This is a genomic window from Ancylomarina longa (genome assembly GCF_003996985.1).
In the GTDB taxonomy this organism is placed as follows: Bacteria; Bacteroidota; Bacteroidia; order Bacteroidales; family Marinifilaceae; genus Ancylomarina_A; species Ancylomarina_A longa.
The window spans coordinates 1-16,803 of sequence record NZ_RJJX01000031.1 but is presented as its reverse complement, the minus strand read 5'-3'; the positions used below and the strand labels follow the sequence as shown (position 1 = coordinate 16,803).

Below are 16,803 nucleotides of genomic sequence, written 5' to 3'. Positions count from 1 at the left end.
AAATCTTTAAAACAGGTATTTATTACGAATCTTTTCGTATTAAATTTTGTATTACGAAAAGAATCGTATACCTTTATCTACGAAATTAATCGTATTTATAGAATTCACCACAACATGTCACAGAAGATTAAGCCAACCGAAGCTGAATTAGAGATATTACAAGTCCTTTGGAATTACGGTCCTTCCACAGTTCGATTTGTAAATGAGAAACTAAAATCAGCAAGAAATGTAGGATATACTACAACACTTAAGGTAATGCAAATCATGACAGAAAAAGCCATGGTGAAACGCGATAAAGAATCAAGAACACATATTTATGAAGCTATTGTGGAAGAACAAACAACAAAAAATCTTCTCATAGATAAATTTATTACAAATATATTTCAAGGCTCTACTTCAGGAATGGTACTGCAGGTATTAGGAAACAAAAAATGCTCCAATAAAGAATTGGAAGAAATTCGTAAGTTAATAGACAATATTGAAAACACTCAAAATTCCAGGACAGATGAATAACTTGGATTTCTCTCGAATTATAGATGCTACTGGATGGACATTATTACATTCACTTTGGCAAATAACAATTCTTGGATGTGTCATTTGGATGATTCTCCAATTTATCGACAAAGATAATGCACACTTGCGATATGCTATTAGTGTAATTAGTCTCGGACTTATTTTAATTGCTTCTCTGTTTACCTTCTTCATTTATATTAGTAGAGGTAGTAATCCTTCGGATAATATTATTTCCTCCAATGTATTGTATAAGTTTTTTAACACAAAAGAGACATTTTCAGAGACTTTGACTTGGTCTGGCCTTAAGATCGAACACTATTTCCCATACTTGGTTAAATTTTGGTTTCTCGGCATAAGCATCCTATCGCTGCATATGCTTTGGAACTATATCTACAGCATAAAACTAAAAAGATATTTGACTTATCCATTGAATCAGAAGACCCAAAAGCTTGCACTAAATCTGATGTCTAAAATCGGGTTAAAGCATAATATAGTCTTTAAAGAATCAGGCTTTGTCCAGGTCCCTTCTCTTATCGGATATTTTAAACCAGTGGTGCTTATACCAATTTCTATGATAAGTGGAATTCCTGAAAATCAGATCGAAATGATTATCGCACATGAATTAGCTCATGTCCGTAGGCACGACTATTTATTTCAATTCATACAAAGCATTCTTGAAATGCTATTTTTCTATCATCCCATTATTTGGTGGCTATCTTCTGTGGTTAATACCGAAAGAGAACACTTATGTGACGATCTTGCGGTTTCGGTTTGTGGTGAATCCTTAACCCTTATTAAAGCATTGAATAATATGGAAGCAATCAGAAAAAAACAACCAGAATTAGTTTTAGGATTTTCGGGGAAAAAAAACACAATCCTAAATAGAGCACATCGAATTATCAGACCCAAACCCAACTCGAATCCCAAACTTGAAAAAGTATTATTAAGCTCGGTATTTTTATTCCTATTTGCAGGATTATTTTTGTTTTCAAATTATGCGATTTCCGAAAATTCCATTTTTGCAAAGCAATACAATTCGAAAATAAATATTGTAGATTCTAAATCAGCTCCACTTATTGGAACTAGTGTTTCCAAATTAGAGCAGACATCAACTCTTTCTGATTTTATAATAAATCAGAAGAAAGAGAAAAGTACTAAAATGGACTCAACAAAAATTAATAGTAAATTAAATTCTAACAAGTCAAAATCAGGAATCGAGAAAACGGAGATGGTAACAATGCCTCCGCTCCCACCTTTTCCAGGTCAGCCAACTATTGCGCCTGTGGTTACGCCTGCACCGTTGCCTTTTATGGATTTCTTAAAATCCGGAGACTTAACGACCCAAAAAACTCTTGAAATGATTCGAGAGCAAATGATAGTCCTCCAATCATCTAAATTGAAATTGGATACTCTGGATCTTCATATGAATTTTGAAGAAATACGTAAGGAACTGCAAGAAGAATTGAAGAGTTTAGATATTAATCAAGAGACTTTTCAACGGGATATAAAGGAACAGCAAGAAGAATTAGAGCATCAATTAAAAGAACTTTCGGAATCAAATTGGATTTCAGATCTTCAATTGGAGCAAAAAGAGCAAAAGGAAGAATTTGCAAGATATCTTGAAGAAATTGAGAACAGTAAAAATCTCAGTGCTGCAGAGAAAGAAATGATGAAGCAAAATATTCAGGAGTCAATCCAAAAAATTAGTACACCTGAATTCCAAGAGAATATTAAAAGGCAATTAGAAAAAGCTAAATTAAACTTACAAGAACAGTTGAAAAAAATGAAATCTGCAGACTGGGAAGTAAAATTAAAAAATCAGCGTAAAAGTCTAAAAGAGGCATTGGAGCGATTAGAATCGCCAGAATATCAACAAAACCTTAAGGAGCAAATTGAAAAAAGTCAACGCCATTTGCAGAAGCATATCGAGAGGTTAAATTCTCCTGAATATCGTAAACAATTAAAAGAAAATATCGAGCATCCTGACAAGGACAGTATACCTGAATCTACAGAATCATTATTGCAGGATTTGAAAAAATTTGGAGATGCTTCGAAAAAACCTCTGATTTTAGTAGATGGAAAACGAATAAAATTAGAAAAATTAAATGATTTAAAACCCGAAGAAATAGATCATATCAATGTATATAAAGGTGCCCAAGCAATCCGGCGACATGGTAATAAGGCAAAACATGGTGTAATTGAAATTACAAGTAGGGAAAAGACTTTTAGAGCAGATACTGTTACAAAGCTTAAATTAGGTTCCGGCAAAGACCGTCCGATTTTTATTGTTGATGGAAAAATTATTAGCAAATCAGAAATTGAAAAGATAAATCCCAATCAAATTAAAAGTATAAATGTTATTAAAGGGAAGGAAGCAATAAATCAATTCGGTGAGAAAGCTAAATATGGTGCTGTAATCATTGATTTGTAATAGGATAAAAAGAGATAATAAAAAGCAGATTTACACCTAGTAAATCTGCTTTTTATGTTAGTGGGTATTGATTTGCAAGCGCGAAATCAATTTTGTAACTTGAATAGAAAAGATCAAACCATTAATATTCAAGCTGTAAATGTTATTAATCTGCACACTTATATTATCCTATATTAGCATACGAATCGCATCCAGATTCAGTAAATATCTCAGTAAATATGATAAGAAAGATCATCTCAGATTCGCTTTCGGGATTGCAACTGCTTTGGTTGGATTCATGCACATTATCCTCCCTTCCTTTTTTGGACATCTGTTTTCTACGATATTCTCCTCCACTTACGAAATTATTAATGTAGCAGGGTTCATTCAACTGGTTTGTGGCATTGGATTATTAATCCGAAGAGTTTACCGTGAAGCTGCAATTATTCTATGCATTCTTCTGGCATTATTTATTCCTTTAAGTATTCTGATGCTAACTAAGTACATCCCGGGTCCTTTAGGTGCAGAATATGAACCAGTTCTTGGTTATTTGCGAATTATCGCTTTTCCAGTATTAATTTGGATTTTGATTAAAACAAGCGATTTATCACCCAGAAAAGGATTGATAAACAAAAAGTTTGATCAGGATATTTAAATCTATTTTTTTGAAATGCTTATTTTTTCCTAACTTAATAATCGCCTTTAAACAAATAAATTAGCATGTACAAAAACACATTAACCATGAGCTACTTTATAAAACTTAACACCAATTTCACTTTTGATGATGCAATTGATAAAATAACTAAATCACTGCAAACAGAAGGATTTGGAATCCTTACGGATATTGATGTAAAAGCGACATTAAAAGAAAAGTTAGATGTGGACTTTAAAAAATACCGCATTCTAGGTGCCTGCAACCCATCATTTGCTTACAAAGCTTTACAGGTGGAAGACCAAATCGGTATCATGATGCCTTGTAATGTTACTGTAATTGAACAGAATAATGGTCATGTTGAAATTTCAATTATGGATCCAACCGCAGCTTTTAACGTGATTGAAAATGAAAATCTACAACCTTTTGCGGTTGAATTAAAACACAAATTGGAACGCTGCATAACTTATCTCGATAATTAAACCGCATCACAAATTAATTCTACCACTATAATGAAAACATTCCTGTTATACCTATGCTTTTTCGTGAGTTTCCCATTAATAAGCTTATCACAAGAACACGATACAATTATTTCTGCCAATCGACAATTCGATTTTTGGATAGGAAAATGGGATGTTTATACCAACGATGAGTTAGTTGGGAAAAATACCATTCAACTTCTTCAGAATGGGAATATTTTACAGGAAAACTGGATATCAGAAAAAGAGAATTTTACAGGTACCAGTTATAGCTTCTACAATCCCAAAATAAAACAATGGCAACAAGTATGGATTGATAATAGTGGCAGTAATTTGTTACTGAAAGGCAATTTCTCAAATGGTAGGATGATATTAATTAGCGATCTCGATTCGAATATGGGAGAACCAGAATCCATTCATAGAATTACTTGGAGTGCAATGCCAAACGGTGATGTTAAACAAGTCTGGGAATCGACAGTGGATCAAGGTAAAAACTGGAATTTGCAGTTTGAAGGAATCTATAAAAAAATAACAGATGAATAGAGCAAAGCTAGCTATTAAAAAAGGATTGATCATCTAATGTTGTATATGTTAAATTAAAATCGATCCAAAATAAAAAGTAATCTTATACATACAAGACTAAAAATTGAAAAAAGAAAAGACCTGCTGAAACCCCTGTAACTGTTGACTCCTTTTACAACAGGAGCTTGATTTCACCTACAGGAGCCATTTTTCACCTACAGGAAGCTTACATCTGACTACAGGAGGCTTTTTTAACCAACAGGAACATTAATTCTTCCAACAGGTTATCATTTTTAGCAATAGGCTTCGTGAAATTTACAATGGAAATAAAAATTCAACTACGGGATAACAGTTTCTAGTAAGCATTCCCTTTTTCATCCACCATGGGTACAAAACGAACAGGAATAACACTTCGTTTGCTCAACTTTCCCTTTTTCTTTTTTATCACCACCAATTGTTTCACATTTGTTTTTCCAACCGGAATAATAAGTTTTCCACCTTCAGCTAATTGATCAATTAAAGGAGGAGGAATATCAACAGGGGAACAACTAACAATAATACCGTCAAATGGAGCTTCTTCCGGCCAACCCAAATAACCATCTCCTAGCCTCACATGTACATTTTTATATGCAAGAGAATCTAATACAAAAGTTGCTCTTTTCTTCAGAGCGGCAACGATTTCAATTGTATATACTTCGGAATATATTTCTGCAAGTATTGCTGCTTCATATCCCGATCCTGTTCCAATTTCTAAAATTCGATCATCAGGTTCTCCTCCAAGTAATTGCACCATTAAGCCAACAATATATGGTTGAGAAATAGTTTGGCCTTGCCCAATGGGTAGCGGACGGTCGTTATAGGCATACATTCGAAAGTGCGACGGTACAAACAAATGTCTTTCCACCTTATCCATGGCATTAATAACATCAGTATCCGTAATACCTCTTCCAATAATTTGATCGGCGAGCATTTTTTTACGCTGTGCTTTGTAATCCATTTGCTGTGATCCTTCCTTACCAGTATTAACTCCTATCATCACGAATAAAAGCCCAAAAACAAAAGACAACTTCATCACATATCCCTTTTAATTCATAAGTTACGATATAATCCTCGCTTACGAAAACGACTAATAGGGTAAGAGTATTCCCTATATAATAAATCGCCAAAGTGCAGTATTTCAACTATTCCACTTCATGCTAAACTCAAGAAATTAGAAACTAATATTGATTATCGATTCGAATAAGAAAATGTTCTACCGCCAAAACTTATTTGTAAGCTAAGCGTCTAACTTTTCTGACGAAAATAAGCTTTTGAACGATAAATTAAATGGAACGAGAAACCAAATTTGAGAAATTCTTAAAATATGTTTTAGCAAAAATTAAACAAAAAGAAAACATAAAACCATTTTTTACGTATGTTTGTATTGTTCATCGATGAATTATCTAAACACGTAATTATGACTATTCAGAAAAAATACTTATTCCTTCTTTTATCTGGAATTCTACTTACCATTCTGTCTTGCTCCAAGAGCGATAAGAAATCAAAATATATAGATCAAAATCAGGAACTTCTCGAAGGTTTACCTGAGGTCAATGGTTACGATCACACTTACAATTACGATTTTGGAATTTTGAAGGAGAGAGAAAAAGTGGAATTTTACAAACCTGTAAGCTTAAATGAAGGACTATCCAGGATTCCTCTTGAAATGAGAAATAAAATAAATCTGATTTCAAATTCTGATCTTTCTTTTGTCCCACAAACTGTGAAATCGAACATTGTTACCTCTTGGAATGATAAAAACAAACTTGTGTTTCAGATTCAGATTTCCTATTTGGAAAATGATTTAGGTTACGACACTAATTTTAAGGATTTCTTTATTGTTTCGATCACACAATACCCCGATGATCCATTTGCTGATGAAATCAATCGCACAACATTGGAGGAAAATTTACCAGATACCTATCATATTCTAACGTTAGACGACAATCATCCTCTTTATTACCAACCTAGTTTCGGTAGCTGGCCTCGAATGTTCGATTATTATTATTTTAATGAAGATAAAAATAGAATGTATAAGGAGTCAACAGGATCGCACCAATACTACGCCTGGTACGATGGTTTAATTTATAAGATTGGCTGTAATATGGATATTGATAGTGTGGATCCCGAAGTTCTGGTTCGAAAAATCATATTAGGAAACTAAACAAAAAGGACAGCGCCAACTGTCCTTTTTTTATTCTTTCAAATCTTTTCTGCAACTATCCGCTAAAGCCGGATCTGAAATTGCCCTTTCTAAAAGTGCCGGATTCTTCTCTTTTGCATACAGCAATTTATAAATATCACGAACCGTTAAACTAGCCTCATTTCTTTCCAGTAAAACAATCGGGTCTCCGGCTTTAACAAAACCTTCCTCCAAGACTCGAATGTAAATACCAGGTAATTCTGCTGCAATAAACTCTTTTACCATAGTGTTGCAATTGAATCGATAATTTAATTTAAAACAAGGCTGACGTGGCTGGGTAACCTGTACCTTCGCATCTCCAATTCTATAAATATCCCCAATTCTAATAGATCCTTCTTCTAAATCAGCAATCGTTAAATTCTCCCCAAACATCCCAAATTGCCAATCCAAATCGGGAAATCTTTGCTTCCAAAATTCATAATGATTCGAGGCATACAAATAACATGCTTTATCCTCCCCTCCATGGTATCTTCTATCAATAACCGAATCATTTCTAACATCTTCTCTTCCGAGATAAATTCCTTGCTTAGTTGGAGACTTATATATACCGGTTTTTACGCTCTTTCCATGGTAATCGATAATTACACTTTTCCCTATATTTGTGGATAGAATCTTCATATTCAAACTATCTGTTTAAAGTTCTGATGATGGTAACAATTTCGCTCTTCAAATCCTCGTAATCTTCCTGACGCAAATCAAGAATAAGCTCCACTCCAATATTATTCTGAACAGAGTGAGTAACGATTGCAGCATGTTTGTTTTTACCCTTATCAATATAGCTAGCCAGATAACCCATAGTATTGGGAAGTGAAAATAAATGCTGATCTTTCGATATCACTTTGTGAACATCAACGCTTAAACGCCTGCGGCGAGCAGAAGAATAATCCAATAAACGTGTATTCTCACCAACTTCTTCCAAAGAAACCAGACAAGTTGGAACAAATTCTGTTTTTAAATCCTCCTTTATTCCGGAACGGGTAAACAGAAAATTTATTCGATTATCTTCCTCATACTGATCAGACAAGCACCACAATCCATTAGGAAAATGAATTTTAATGTCGGGGCCGGCAATGAAAAAAACATTCCTGTACATTTCAGATCCAACATTCTCCCCTTTTTCTGAAAAATATTGCCATTTACCATATTTCAAACCCGATTTAAATGTTCCTTTTTGAGAAATCTTCCCATTTGGATAATAATAAGTAGCCAATCCATGCAAGGTGTCGTTTAGAAAATTCACAGCAAAACTCAAACTTTCATCAGCTAAATATTCCTTATAATTACCATTTGCCAATTGATTTATGGCAGTATAACTCCTTAGTAAACTTCCATCCTCTCGCCACATTTGTACCTTACCGTGTTGAACTCCATTTTTAAATTCAAATTGTTTCTTTTTATTTCCAGAAGGATAAAATTCGGTACAAACACCATCTTCCACCGCCCATTCATGAAATCCTTTTTCATATATTCTAGTCCAGTCAACTGCCTGCTTTAATGCTTTATAGTCACATTCAGAAAGTAATTCTCCATTTATAGAATAATCCTTTACCTGATACTTTTGTCCGTTAAGAGGTATTATTGTGGAATAATAGGAGGCATTTTCCTTATCACCAATTAACCAATTGGAATTAAAAAAGATCGTATCCTGAGCTGAAACAAGAAACGGGGAACAAAGAAAAAAGAAGATTAAATATCTCATGGGTTCAGTAATTAGATTTTTAAAAGTCAATTTAGTTAACTTTTAATGACTATCAAATGTGAACTTCTTTTTTTTGCAAGCTTATTATACCATGCAGTTCCTCAATTGAAAACAAGGAATCTAAAATTCAAGCTATTTCTTACAAACCTATCTTTCTTGACTTCTCATGAAATTGGAGATGAGACAAGCCATTAGCTATTCCCTGATCTGTCTGATAATTCCAAAAAGTATCAAAACCATGCTCCACACCAGGCAGTACATTAAAAGAATGTGCTATTTTCTGGTCACTGAGGAAATGGTGTAAATCGAAAGCACATTGTCTGTTTTTTTCGAGAACAAAACGATCTTTTGTACCAATTTCTAATCGTAGTGGTGCCTTTATTTTCAAAATTTCACTGAGATTCTTTTTTGCAAGTAGGTAATTGTCAACTAAAGTATAATTGCTAACATATCCCATTGCAACAAAAGAAGCAAAGCTTCCTGGATATTTTAAAAAGAAATGGATGGCTCCGGCTGCTCCTCTCGAATGACCTTCAATAGAAATTTGATTTGCATCCATGCCAGCATTAAAGTTTGTCTGACAATAAGTAATAAATTCTCCACCTATTTCCTCTATTAATAAATTCTCGTTCTCCTCGGTGAACCATTGCACATTTTCTCTATCATTATCCCCGCGAATTCCGACAATAACTATTGGTTCTATCTCTCCCTTTTCAATCCACGTATTCAGCTGATATGCCTGCACATATTTCTGAAAAGTAGTTTCATCACCACCCTGACCGTGCAAAAACAAAAGTAGTGGATACTTTTCTTCCGTACTCCAATTTGGAGGTAGATATACAAAATAGGGAAGTCCGGAATGACAATTACTATTAAATTCAGAAATAATAATCTTTCCTTTACAAGCTTTTAAATTGGTATTCGATTCAAACTTCTCGAATAGACTGGAATCATCTAACCTCATCTGATATATATTTTACTAAACTTCCTGACAGTTGCGACAAACTCCTTTAACATTTAAATGATAATCCTCTGCTATAAATTGCGATAATCCCTGCAAATTGATGGTATCCAAATCGAGCTCAAAATCAAAAATGGCATGGCACTTCACACATTTAAAATGACCGTGTGTATGAAGATCCGCATCATATCTAAGCTCTTTATCCTCTATACCAATAGCGCGAACTAATCCTTTATCAGTAAATAAAGCCAAAGTATTATAAACTGTGGTTTTTGACAAGGAAAACAATTCACTTTGTAATGCTTTATAAATTGTGTCAACGGTAGGATGATTTCTATGCTCCAACAAATATTTATATATTCTGGTTCTTGGCATAGAAGGACGAATATTATTTTTCATCATCTTATCCTTTATTCTCTGATCCAAATCCATGCTATTTCTTTTTTTGTAATGAATACAAAATTAATAAAATTTTCACATAAATCATGGAAAAACATTTCCCAATAATGGTTTCTTATACGTAAGTCACTGAAACACCTATACATTCACATACCCACAGCTTTGATATTAATAATTTCGATCATGATATAAAGATAATTGATTAATATAATTTGGGCGTTTATCAAATCCGTTCTACATTTGTAATCGTTACAAAAAACGAAAAATTAACTTTTAAATATTTATAAAAATGCAAACTTTAATTGGTAAAAAAGCACCATTATTTCAAGCAAATGCGGTTATCAAAGGAAACCAGATCGTTGAAGGTTTTTCTTTAGATCAGTATGTAGGAAAACAAGAAGTAGTATTCTTCTTCTACCCTCTCGACTTTACTTTTGTTTGTCCAACTGAATTGATCGCTTTTCAAGATAAATTGGCCGAATTTGAAAAAAGAAATGTAGCTGTTGTTGGCTGTTCTGTTGACTCCGAATATTCCCATTTTGCTTGGTTAAATACCGAGAGAAACAAAGGTGGAATTAAAGGAGTTACTTATCCTTTGGTTGCTGATCTTTCTAAAACAATTTCGGAAAACTTTGGCGTATTGGCTTCTGATTACGATTACGATGATGAAGGATATGCAATCTCAACAGGCGCTCCTGTTGCCTACCGCGGATTATTCTTAATTGATAAAAACGGTGTTGTTCGTCACAGTGTAATCAACGATCTTCCTTTAGGAAGAAATGTTGACGAAGCTATTCGTATGGTAGATGCCTTACAGCATTTCGAAGAAAATGGTGAAGTTTGTCCTGCAAACTGGACAAAAGGTAAAGAAGCAATGGAGGCTACAGCCGAAGGTGTTGCTGATTACCTAAGCCATAACTAATAGAAACAAAACAATTTCTCATACCGAATTATTTCGGAATAAATCAAAAAACAAAACATATGAAAATTAATAGATACGAAGACATCTCAACTATCGACAGAGAAGCAAAAAAAGATTATATCGATAGACACTCTGCATTTATTCATTGTGAAGCATCTGCTAAAAAAGGAGAAAAGTTTAAAGTGAAAGTAAAAATTGGTGACGAATATCCTCATCCTGACGATTTCGACCATTACGTAGCTTGGATTCAACTTTGGGATGGTGAGAAGATGTTGTCTCAGATTAATTTTTCCGCTGGTGCTTTAGGTGGTGAAGCAAATCAGGCTGAAGTAGATTTTTACGTGGTTCCTTCCCGTAAAATGAAATTGACGGCTGCTGCTTTCTGTACAAAGCATGGCCTTTGGCATTCTGACGAGAAACTTGTTGAGGTTTCGGAATAACAATTTCATAGATCAGTATAAAGAGGAAAGCCCAAAAGCTTTCCTCTTTTTTTCTTTAAATCTGCGTCAGTTTTGAATTGTCGTAAAAAATAATGCTGCAAGAAAATCCTCCCCACAGCATTATCTTTAATACTATATCAATCTACTCCGGAACACTTTCTGGAGTCTTCTCTTTTAAATATTTATCTAAAAAAGTAACAATCTCACCGTAGCCTTTTATTTCATTTTCCTTTTTTCGAAAACCATGGCCTTCATCATCAAAAACTACATATTCTACGGGAACACCGTTCTTTTTTACCGCTGCAACAATTTCATCCGATTCCACTTTAAGAACACGAACATCATTAGCTCCCTGCAATACCATTAATGGTTTGGTAACTTTATCGGCAAAGAAAAGTGGTGATTTATCGTGCAAAGCAACGGAATCTGCAGTATTTGGATCTCCAAGTTCAGCATACAAGGCCTTGCGGAATGATTCCCAATAGGGTGGAATAGATTTTAAAGTTCGCAACCAATTGGTAACACCAAAGATATTCACACCCACCTTAAATTCTTCCGGAGCAAAGGTTAAAGCTGCCATCGTCATATAGCCACCATACGATCCACCAATAATTCCAATTTTATTTTTATCTACCACTCCCGTCTTTATCAGAAATTTCTTGGCCCAAATACAATCTTTCAAATCCACATCTCCATGTTTTTTATCATCCAATTTGTAGAATTCTTTTCCATATCCACTGCTACCACGGTTATTTACAGCTAATACAGCATATCCCTGATTCACCATATATTGAATTAGAGCAAAATAACCAACTCTCGATTGTCCGCCCGGGCCACCATGTACCCAAACCATTGCAGGAACTTTATGATTTTTAGTAGCTACTTTGGGTTGATAATAAATTGCAGGTATTTGCAGACTATCGAAGGACTCGAAGCGAACAACTTGTGCCGCCACCAGATTCTTAGAATCAATTTCAGGATTTAAGGTTTCGGTAAGCTTTCGAGCTGTCTTATCGCCCATATCAAACACATAAATATTATTTGGCGATACCGATGTTCCCACTACCAAACGAACTCTGCTTTCATCCTTAGTCAATCGCACCGATTTGATATTACCATCTTTAATCTCCGGAAGCTGCACTTCCTTATTATTTGCTAAATCTATCAGCTTCACTTTGGTTTTACCATCTTCATTGATGCCAATAATTCGGTATTTCTCGTTGTAACTATCGTAAGCATACCAAATATCCCAAGTTGCTTTATATTCCATCGATTTTTCACCACTGGCAATATCATACTTACTGAGATACACAAAATCTGAATCCTCATTACACAAATAGTAAAGATATTTATTATCCAGACTAAAAAACTGAGGTCTGTAGCTAGCATCCCCAACATGCTCCGAGATAAGCACCTTTTTGCCCGTTCGGCGATCGAACAAATACATTTCATTGTTATTGGTTGTGATACTCTTTGTCAATGCCAAATACCTGTTATTCTCACTCTTTGCGGCAACATCCAAACCATCATTATTTCGATACAATAATTTTGCTTTCGGATTTCCGCTAAGTACAGATTTCAAACTCACCTGATACAAATCCATAAATCGCGGATTGCGCTTATTACACAGATAATAAAAAGATTTTTCATCGCGATCCCATCCCCAAAAACTGGCTCTTGCTCCTTCAAATGGCGTTAAATCTGTGATCTTACCATCCTCATCGCGCATAAATATATGACTCAGCTCATTCCCGCCTTTATCTGCCGAAAACAAAACCTTATCACTATTGGGGAAATAAGAAATCGCAAAGTAGGATTCCTTTGTAGAATTCGTCAACTGATTGGCAGGAGAACCATCCACCGGAATTTCGAACAGATTATAAATACCGGTTTCATTACTACTCACCAATAATTTGGAATTATCGCTGGAAAAAGATCCACCACTCACACTTGTGCTTTTATAAAATTGCTGAATAGTATAGGATGGCACTTTTACTTCCTCTTTCTCTGTCTGACAAGCATACAAGAACAAAAAGGCAATCAAAATCAAATAATTACGTCTCATAATGTGATTTAATATAGGTTAGAAAATTCTTAAAACAATAAGTAAAGAAAGTGGTGTCCCCATAAAATTAAGACAATGCAACGGTATTACAAAATCTTTTTATGATATGCATTACACTTGTTCTGCTGATGGTCTTTTATTTATATCGGGGCGTTCCCTCCCTACGCTGTTGACCAAACACACACGGTCAGGCTATCCGTTCTATCTTTTGCTTCGTTCCTACGCAAAAGGATGCCACTCCTATCCTTAACGCAAACACAGCATCTACCATCAGATGAGAGATTGAATACCAAAACACCAAATCGTTTTCTAAATTCCTTTATCTTTGCCCAATCTTTAAAAAATATAACTATTGAAAATTGATATGAAAGATTCTGTTGTAATTCTGTGTGGTGGTGGACCAGCCCCTGGTATTAACACCGTGATTAGTAGCGTAGGAAAAGTATTCTTAAGAAACGGCTATCGGGTAATTGGCTTGCACGAAGGTTATAAAGGACTTTTCTCGGAAGATCGGCAGATGGAAGATCTTAGCTTTCCTATTTTAGATAGTATTTTCACCAGAGGTGGTTCCTACTTAAAAATGAGCCGCTTCAAACCAACAAACAAGGATTTTTCCACAGACTTTTTTGTTGCTAACAATGTAAAATTACTGGTTACCATAGGTGGCGACGATACCGCATCTACAGCAAACAGAATCAGTAAATACCTTGCAGATAATAAGGTAAATATTTCCAATATACACGTTCCTAAAACCATTGACAACGATTTGCCATTGCCCGAAGGCAGTCCAACCTTTGGATTTCATTCGGCAAAAGATGAAGGCGTAAAAATTGCTACCACAGTATACGAAGATGCCAGAACCTCACAAAACTGGTTTGTGCTTGCTGCCATGGGACGCGAAGCTGGTCATCTGGCTTTCGGCATAGGTTCTGCCTGCCATTTCCCGATGATTATTATTCCGGAGATGTTCAATAAAACCAATATTTCAGCCGATAAAATTGCACAACTGGTAATTTCCTCTATCATTAAAAGAAGAATTTTAGGTTTGAACTATGGTGCTGCAATTATTAGCGAAGGTGTTTTTCACTTTATGAGCGACGAAGAAATCACTAGTACTGGTGTAAACTTTACTTACGATTCTCACGGACATCCCGAATTGTTCAATGTTAGCAAATCTCATGTGTTTAATATGCTGATTCAACGAAAGATTAAATCATACAATCTTAATATTGGAACCCGTCCGGTTGAACTTGGCTTCGGATTGCGCTGTTGCCGCCCTATTGGTTTCGATTTAAATCTTTGTACACTTTTAGGTGATGGTGTTTACACGCTGTTCCATCAAGGTCACTCGAAATGTATGGTTACAGTAGATCCTAAAGGCGATGTAACTCCTCTTTTCCTGAAAGATGTGGAAGACGAAAACGGAAAAGTTAAGCCTCGATTGGTAGATGTTAACAGTCAAAAAGTTCAGGCCGTAATGAATCACAATTTGCATTATCTGACCGAAGAAGATATGGAAGCAGCAAAACAATATTTACCCGATCCGGAAAACTATCTGTTCAAACGTATCCTGAATTGGGAATAAAGCTTATAATTAATTGGTAATAATATATGGTAGTTGGATACAGAAACCCAACTACCTTTTTTTTTGTTTTCATTGATCTCTGCAATTAATTAAAGCAAATTTTCTAAATTTGCTCCTCACACCTCAATTCTAACGGACAATTCATTAGACATTAATGTCTAAACTTTTTTACGGTTAACCCATCGGATCGCATTCCGATACATTAAGAACGAATATGTCTGAAAACAAAGGAAATGCTATATTGCTATTCACCTGTCCCGATCAAAACGGGATTGTTGCCAAAATCTCTCAATTTATTTACCAAGGCGGGGGAAATATCATCTATCTGGATGAACATGTAAACCAAAATCAACAATTTTTCTCGCTACGCGTGGTCTGGAATATGAATCAATTTAATATTTCAGCCAAGCAACTGCACCAAGCCTTTGAGCCAATTGCCAAACAGTTTCAGGCACATTGGAGAATCGAATTTTCCGAAACGAAATTACGAGTAGCAATATTTGTATCGAAATACGATCACTGCCTGCAAGAAATACTTTGGCGTTATCATATGAACGAATATCAAATCGAAATTCCACTCATTATTTCCAATCATCCCGATTTGCAAAATATTGCCGAAGCTAATAATATTCCCTATCATGTTTTTCCAATCAGTAAAGAGAATAAGGCAGAACAAGAAGCTAAAGAGATTGCACTGCTTCGCGAAAATAAGATTGATTTGGTAGTTTTAGCAAGATACATGCAGGTGTTATCGCCTGATTTTATTCAAGCCTTTCAGAATAAAATTATTAATATTCACCACTCATTTCTACCTGGTTTTGTTGGGGGAAATCCATATAAACAAGCCTATGAGCGCGGCGTGAAAATTATTGGAGCTACCAGTCATTATGTTACCGAAGAACTGGACGAGGGTCCTATTATTGAGCAAGACATCATGCGAATTACTCACAAGGATACTATTAATGATTTAGTGCGTAAAGGTCGCGATTTGGAACGTATTGTGCTGGCACGTGCTCTTCGCTATAAAGCCGAGCATCGAATTATTGTAGATGGAACCAGAACTATTGTATTTGACTGATTTGTAAGAACGTAATTTTTTGGAATCACCTCTGTCGCAAGTTCGCAGCTTGTAGTTTGCAACTAGCTTAATTATGCGCCAAAATAGTAAAACCTACTCACACTTATGCAAAAACATTGGGTATGTTAACTTTTATCTTACAACAAGTTGCAAACTTGCGGCAGGTTGGGGGAATTAGATTAGTAGTTATTTAATTGCGGATTTAATGATTACTTGAGTGAAATCTAAAAAAAGGATATCAGTTGTACATAGATTGAAAATCATTTCGTCCTCATTAGCGATAGAAAATGAGAACTTAATAGGATATTCGTACCGTAAAGATTTTGGGAAAAAAGGGGAATTTCTATAATTTTCAAAATATGATTCAGGAATTTTATAAAGTGTATCTGATAAATTAAATAACACTGACGCAGGCATTTTATAACTAGGATCCGATAAATTATAGGTTACTAATGTATCTTTTAAGTCTGTTGATATTATGACATACCCTATTCTATATTGATGGTTAATGGTACATGGGTCGAATCCCACAATATACCCCTCGGCGTAATTACTTTTCTCCTCATCTTTTTCGCAACAATTGGCTGTTAGCATGATAAAAACTAATAGCAGAAATGGTAATAATTTAACTTTTGCTTTCATGATTTCAATTTTTAATAGTTAGTTGTTTATATCTCTTCAAATAAGGTGTACAATGTTGATTTTGCTTGCTTAAAGGATACTGAATTGAACAAAGTAGTAAGCCAAATTACCACACGAAAGGATTCGGGCGGCAGTGGGGTGTATTAAAAAACCTATAAAATATCTCATGTTTGTTATCTTTGTTTGATTTCAAC

17 protein-coding genes are annotated in these 16,803 nt (G+C 34.9%); 10 read left to right on the top strand and 7 right to left on the bottom strand.

Features of this window, described 5'->3' with window-relative positions; genetic code table 11:
* Positions 1–114 precede the first annotated feature (114 nt).
* The 5 genes from DLK05_RS15250 to DLK05_RS15230 all read left to right on the top strand — a co-directional run bounded on the left by DLK05_RS15250 (position 115) and on the right by DLK05_RS15230 (position 4,597).
* Positions 115–513, top strand: a complete 399-nt coding sequence (locus tag DLK05_RS15250; protein ID WP_127344873.1) for a BlaI/MecI/CopY family transcriptional regulator — start codon at positions 115–117, stop codon at positions 511–513.
* Positions 506–2,944, top strand: a complete 2,439-nt coding sequence (locus DLK05_RS15245; RefSeq protein WP_127344872.1) for a M56 family metallopeptidase — start codon at positions 506–508, stop codon at positions 2,942–2,944. Before DLK05_RS15250 ends, DLK05_RS15245 begins: the two co-directional genes overlap by 8 nt.
* Before the next feature lie 139 nt (positions 2,945–3,083).
* A complete protein-coding gene (locus tag DLK05_RS15240; protein WP_127344871.1) occupies positions 3,084–3,578 on the top strand; it encodes a DoxX-related protein in 495 nt (164 codons plus the stop codon).
* Positions 3,579–3,664: 86 nt separating this feature from the next.
* Positions 3,665–4,057, top strand: a complete 393-nt coding sequence (locus DLK05_RS15235) for a DUF302 domain-containing protein (protein ID WP_127344870.1) — start codon at positions 3,665–3,667, stop codon at positions 4,055–4,057.
* A gap of 30 nt (positions 4,058–4,087) precedes the next feature.
* Positions 4,088–4,597: a hypothetical protein gene (locus tag DLK05_RS15230; RefSeq protein WP_127344869.1), complete on the top strand. Its 510-nt coding sequence runs from the start codon at positions 4,088–4,090 to the stop codon at positions 4,595–4,597.
* A 334-nt stretch (positions 4,598–4,931) separates the two neighbouring features.
* On the opposite strand, the gene DLK05_RS15225 is transcribed toward DLK05_RS15230, so the two are convergent.
* Positions 4,932–5,648 (bottom strand): protein-L-isoaspartate(D-aspartate) O-methyltransferase, encoded by a 717-nt coding sequence (locus DLK05_RS15225; protein ID WP_127344868.1) that lies wholly within the window; start codon positions 5,646–5,648, stop codon positions 4,932–4,934.
* A gap of 384 nt (positions 5,649–6,032) precedes the next feature.
* Here DLK05_RS15225 and DLK05_RS15220 point away from each other — a divergent pair, with 384 nt between their 5' ends.
* A complete protein-coding gene (locus DLK05_RS15220) occupies positions 6,033–6,779 on the top strand; it encodes a hypothetical protein (protein WP_127344867.1) in 747 nt (248 codons plus the stop codon).
* 30 nt (positions 6,780–6,809) lie between these two features.
* Here DLK05_RS15220 and DLK05_RS15215 read toward each other — a convergent pair whose 3' ends face one another.
* From DLK05_RS15215 to DLK05_RS15200, 4 genes are all read right to left on the bottom strand, one after another.
* Entirely contained in the window at positions 6,810–7,436 is a 627-nt protein-coding gene (locus DLK05_RS15215) for an MOSC domain-containing protein (RefSeq protein WP_127344866.1), read from the bottom strand.
* Between the two features lie 7 nt (positions 7,437–7,443).
* Complete coding sequence (locus DLK05_RS15210; RefSeq protein WP_127344865.1) at positions 7,444–8,517, bottom strand: toxin-antitoxin system YwqK family antitoxin; 1,074 nt, start codon at positions 8,515–8,517, stop codon at positions 7,444–7,446.
* 139 nt (positions 8,518–8,656) lie between these two features.
* The gene (locus DLK05_RS15205) at positions 8,657–9,481 is read right to left on the bottom strand and encodes an alpha/beta hydrolase (RefSeq protein ID WP_127344864.1); all 825 of its coding nucleotides are present in this window, start codon (positions 9,479–9,481) and stop codon (positions 8,657–8,659) included.
* 15 nt (positions 9,482–9,496) lie between these two features.
* Positions 9,497–9,910, bottom strand: a complete 414-nt coding sequence (locus tag DLK05_RS15200) for a Fur family transcriptional regulator (protein ID WP_127344863.1) — start codon at positions 9,908–9,910, stop codon at positions 9,497–9,499.
* 256 nt (positions 9,911–10,166) lie between these two features.
* Between DLK05_RS15200 and DLK05_RS15195 the strand changes: the two genes are divergently transcribed.
* Both DLK05_RS15195 and DLK05_RS15190 read left to right on the top strand, forming a co-directional pair.
* Positions 10,167–10,799 (top strand): peroxiredoxin, encoded by a 633-nt coding sequence (locus DLK05_RS15195; protein WP_127344862.1) that lies wholly within the window; start codon positions 10,167–10,169, stop codon positions 10,797–10,799.
* A 59-nt stretch (positions 10,800–10,858) separates the two neighbouring features.
* Complete coding sequence (locus DLK05_RS15190; protein WP_127344861.1) at positions 10,859–11,239, top strand: desulfoferrodoxin family protein; 381 nt, start codon at positions 10,859–10,861, stop codon at positions 11,237–11,239.
* 142 nt (positions 11,240–11,381) lie between these two features.
* On the opposite strand, the gene DLK05_RS15185 is transcribed toward DLK05_RS15190, so the two are convergent.
* The gene (locus tag DLK05_RS15185) at positions 11,382–13,304 is read right to left on the bottom strand and encodes a S9 family peptidase (protein ID WP_127344860.1); all 1,923 of its coding nucleotides are present in this window, start codon (positions 13,302–13,304) and stop codon (positions 11,382–11,384) included.
* 352 nt (positions 13,305–13,656) lie between these two features.
* On the opposite strand from DLK05_RS15185, the gene DLK05_RS15180 reads away from it, so the two are divergent.
* A complete protein-coding gene (locus DLK05_RS15180; protein WP_209319909.1) occupies positions 13,657–14,889 on the top strand; it encodes a 6-phosphofructokinase in 1,233 nt (410 codons plus the stop codon).
* Positions 14,890–15,103: 214 nt separating this feature from the next.
* Complete coding sequence (purU, locus tag DLK05_RS15175) at positions 15,104–15,967, top strand: formyltetrahydrofolate deformylase (protein ID WP_127344859.1); 864 nt, start codon at positions 15,104–15,106, stop codon at positions 15,965–15,967.
* Positions 15,968–16,153: 186 nt separating this feature from the next.
* On the opposite strand, the gene DLK05_RS15170 is transcribed toward purU, so the two are convergent.
* Positions 16,154–16,609 (bottom strand): hypothetical protein, encoded by a 456-nt coding sequence (locus tag DLK05_RS15170; protein WP_127344858.1) that lies wholly within the window; start codon positions 16,607–16,609, stop codon positions 16,154–16,156.
* Positions 16,610–16,803 lie beyond the last annotated feature (194 nt).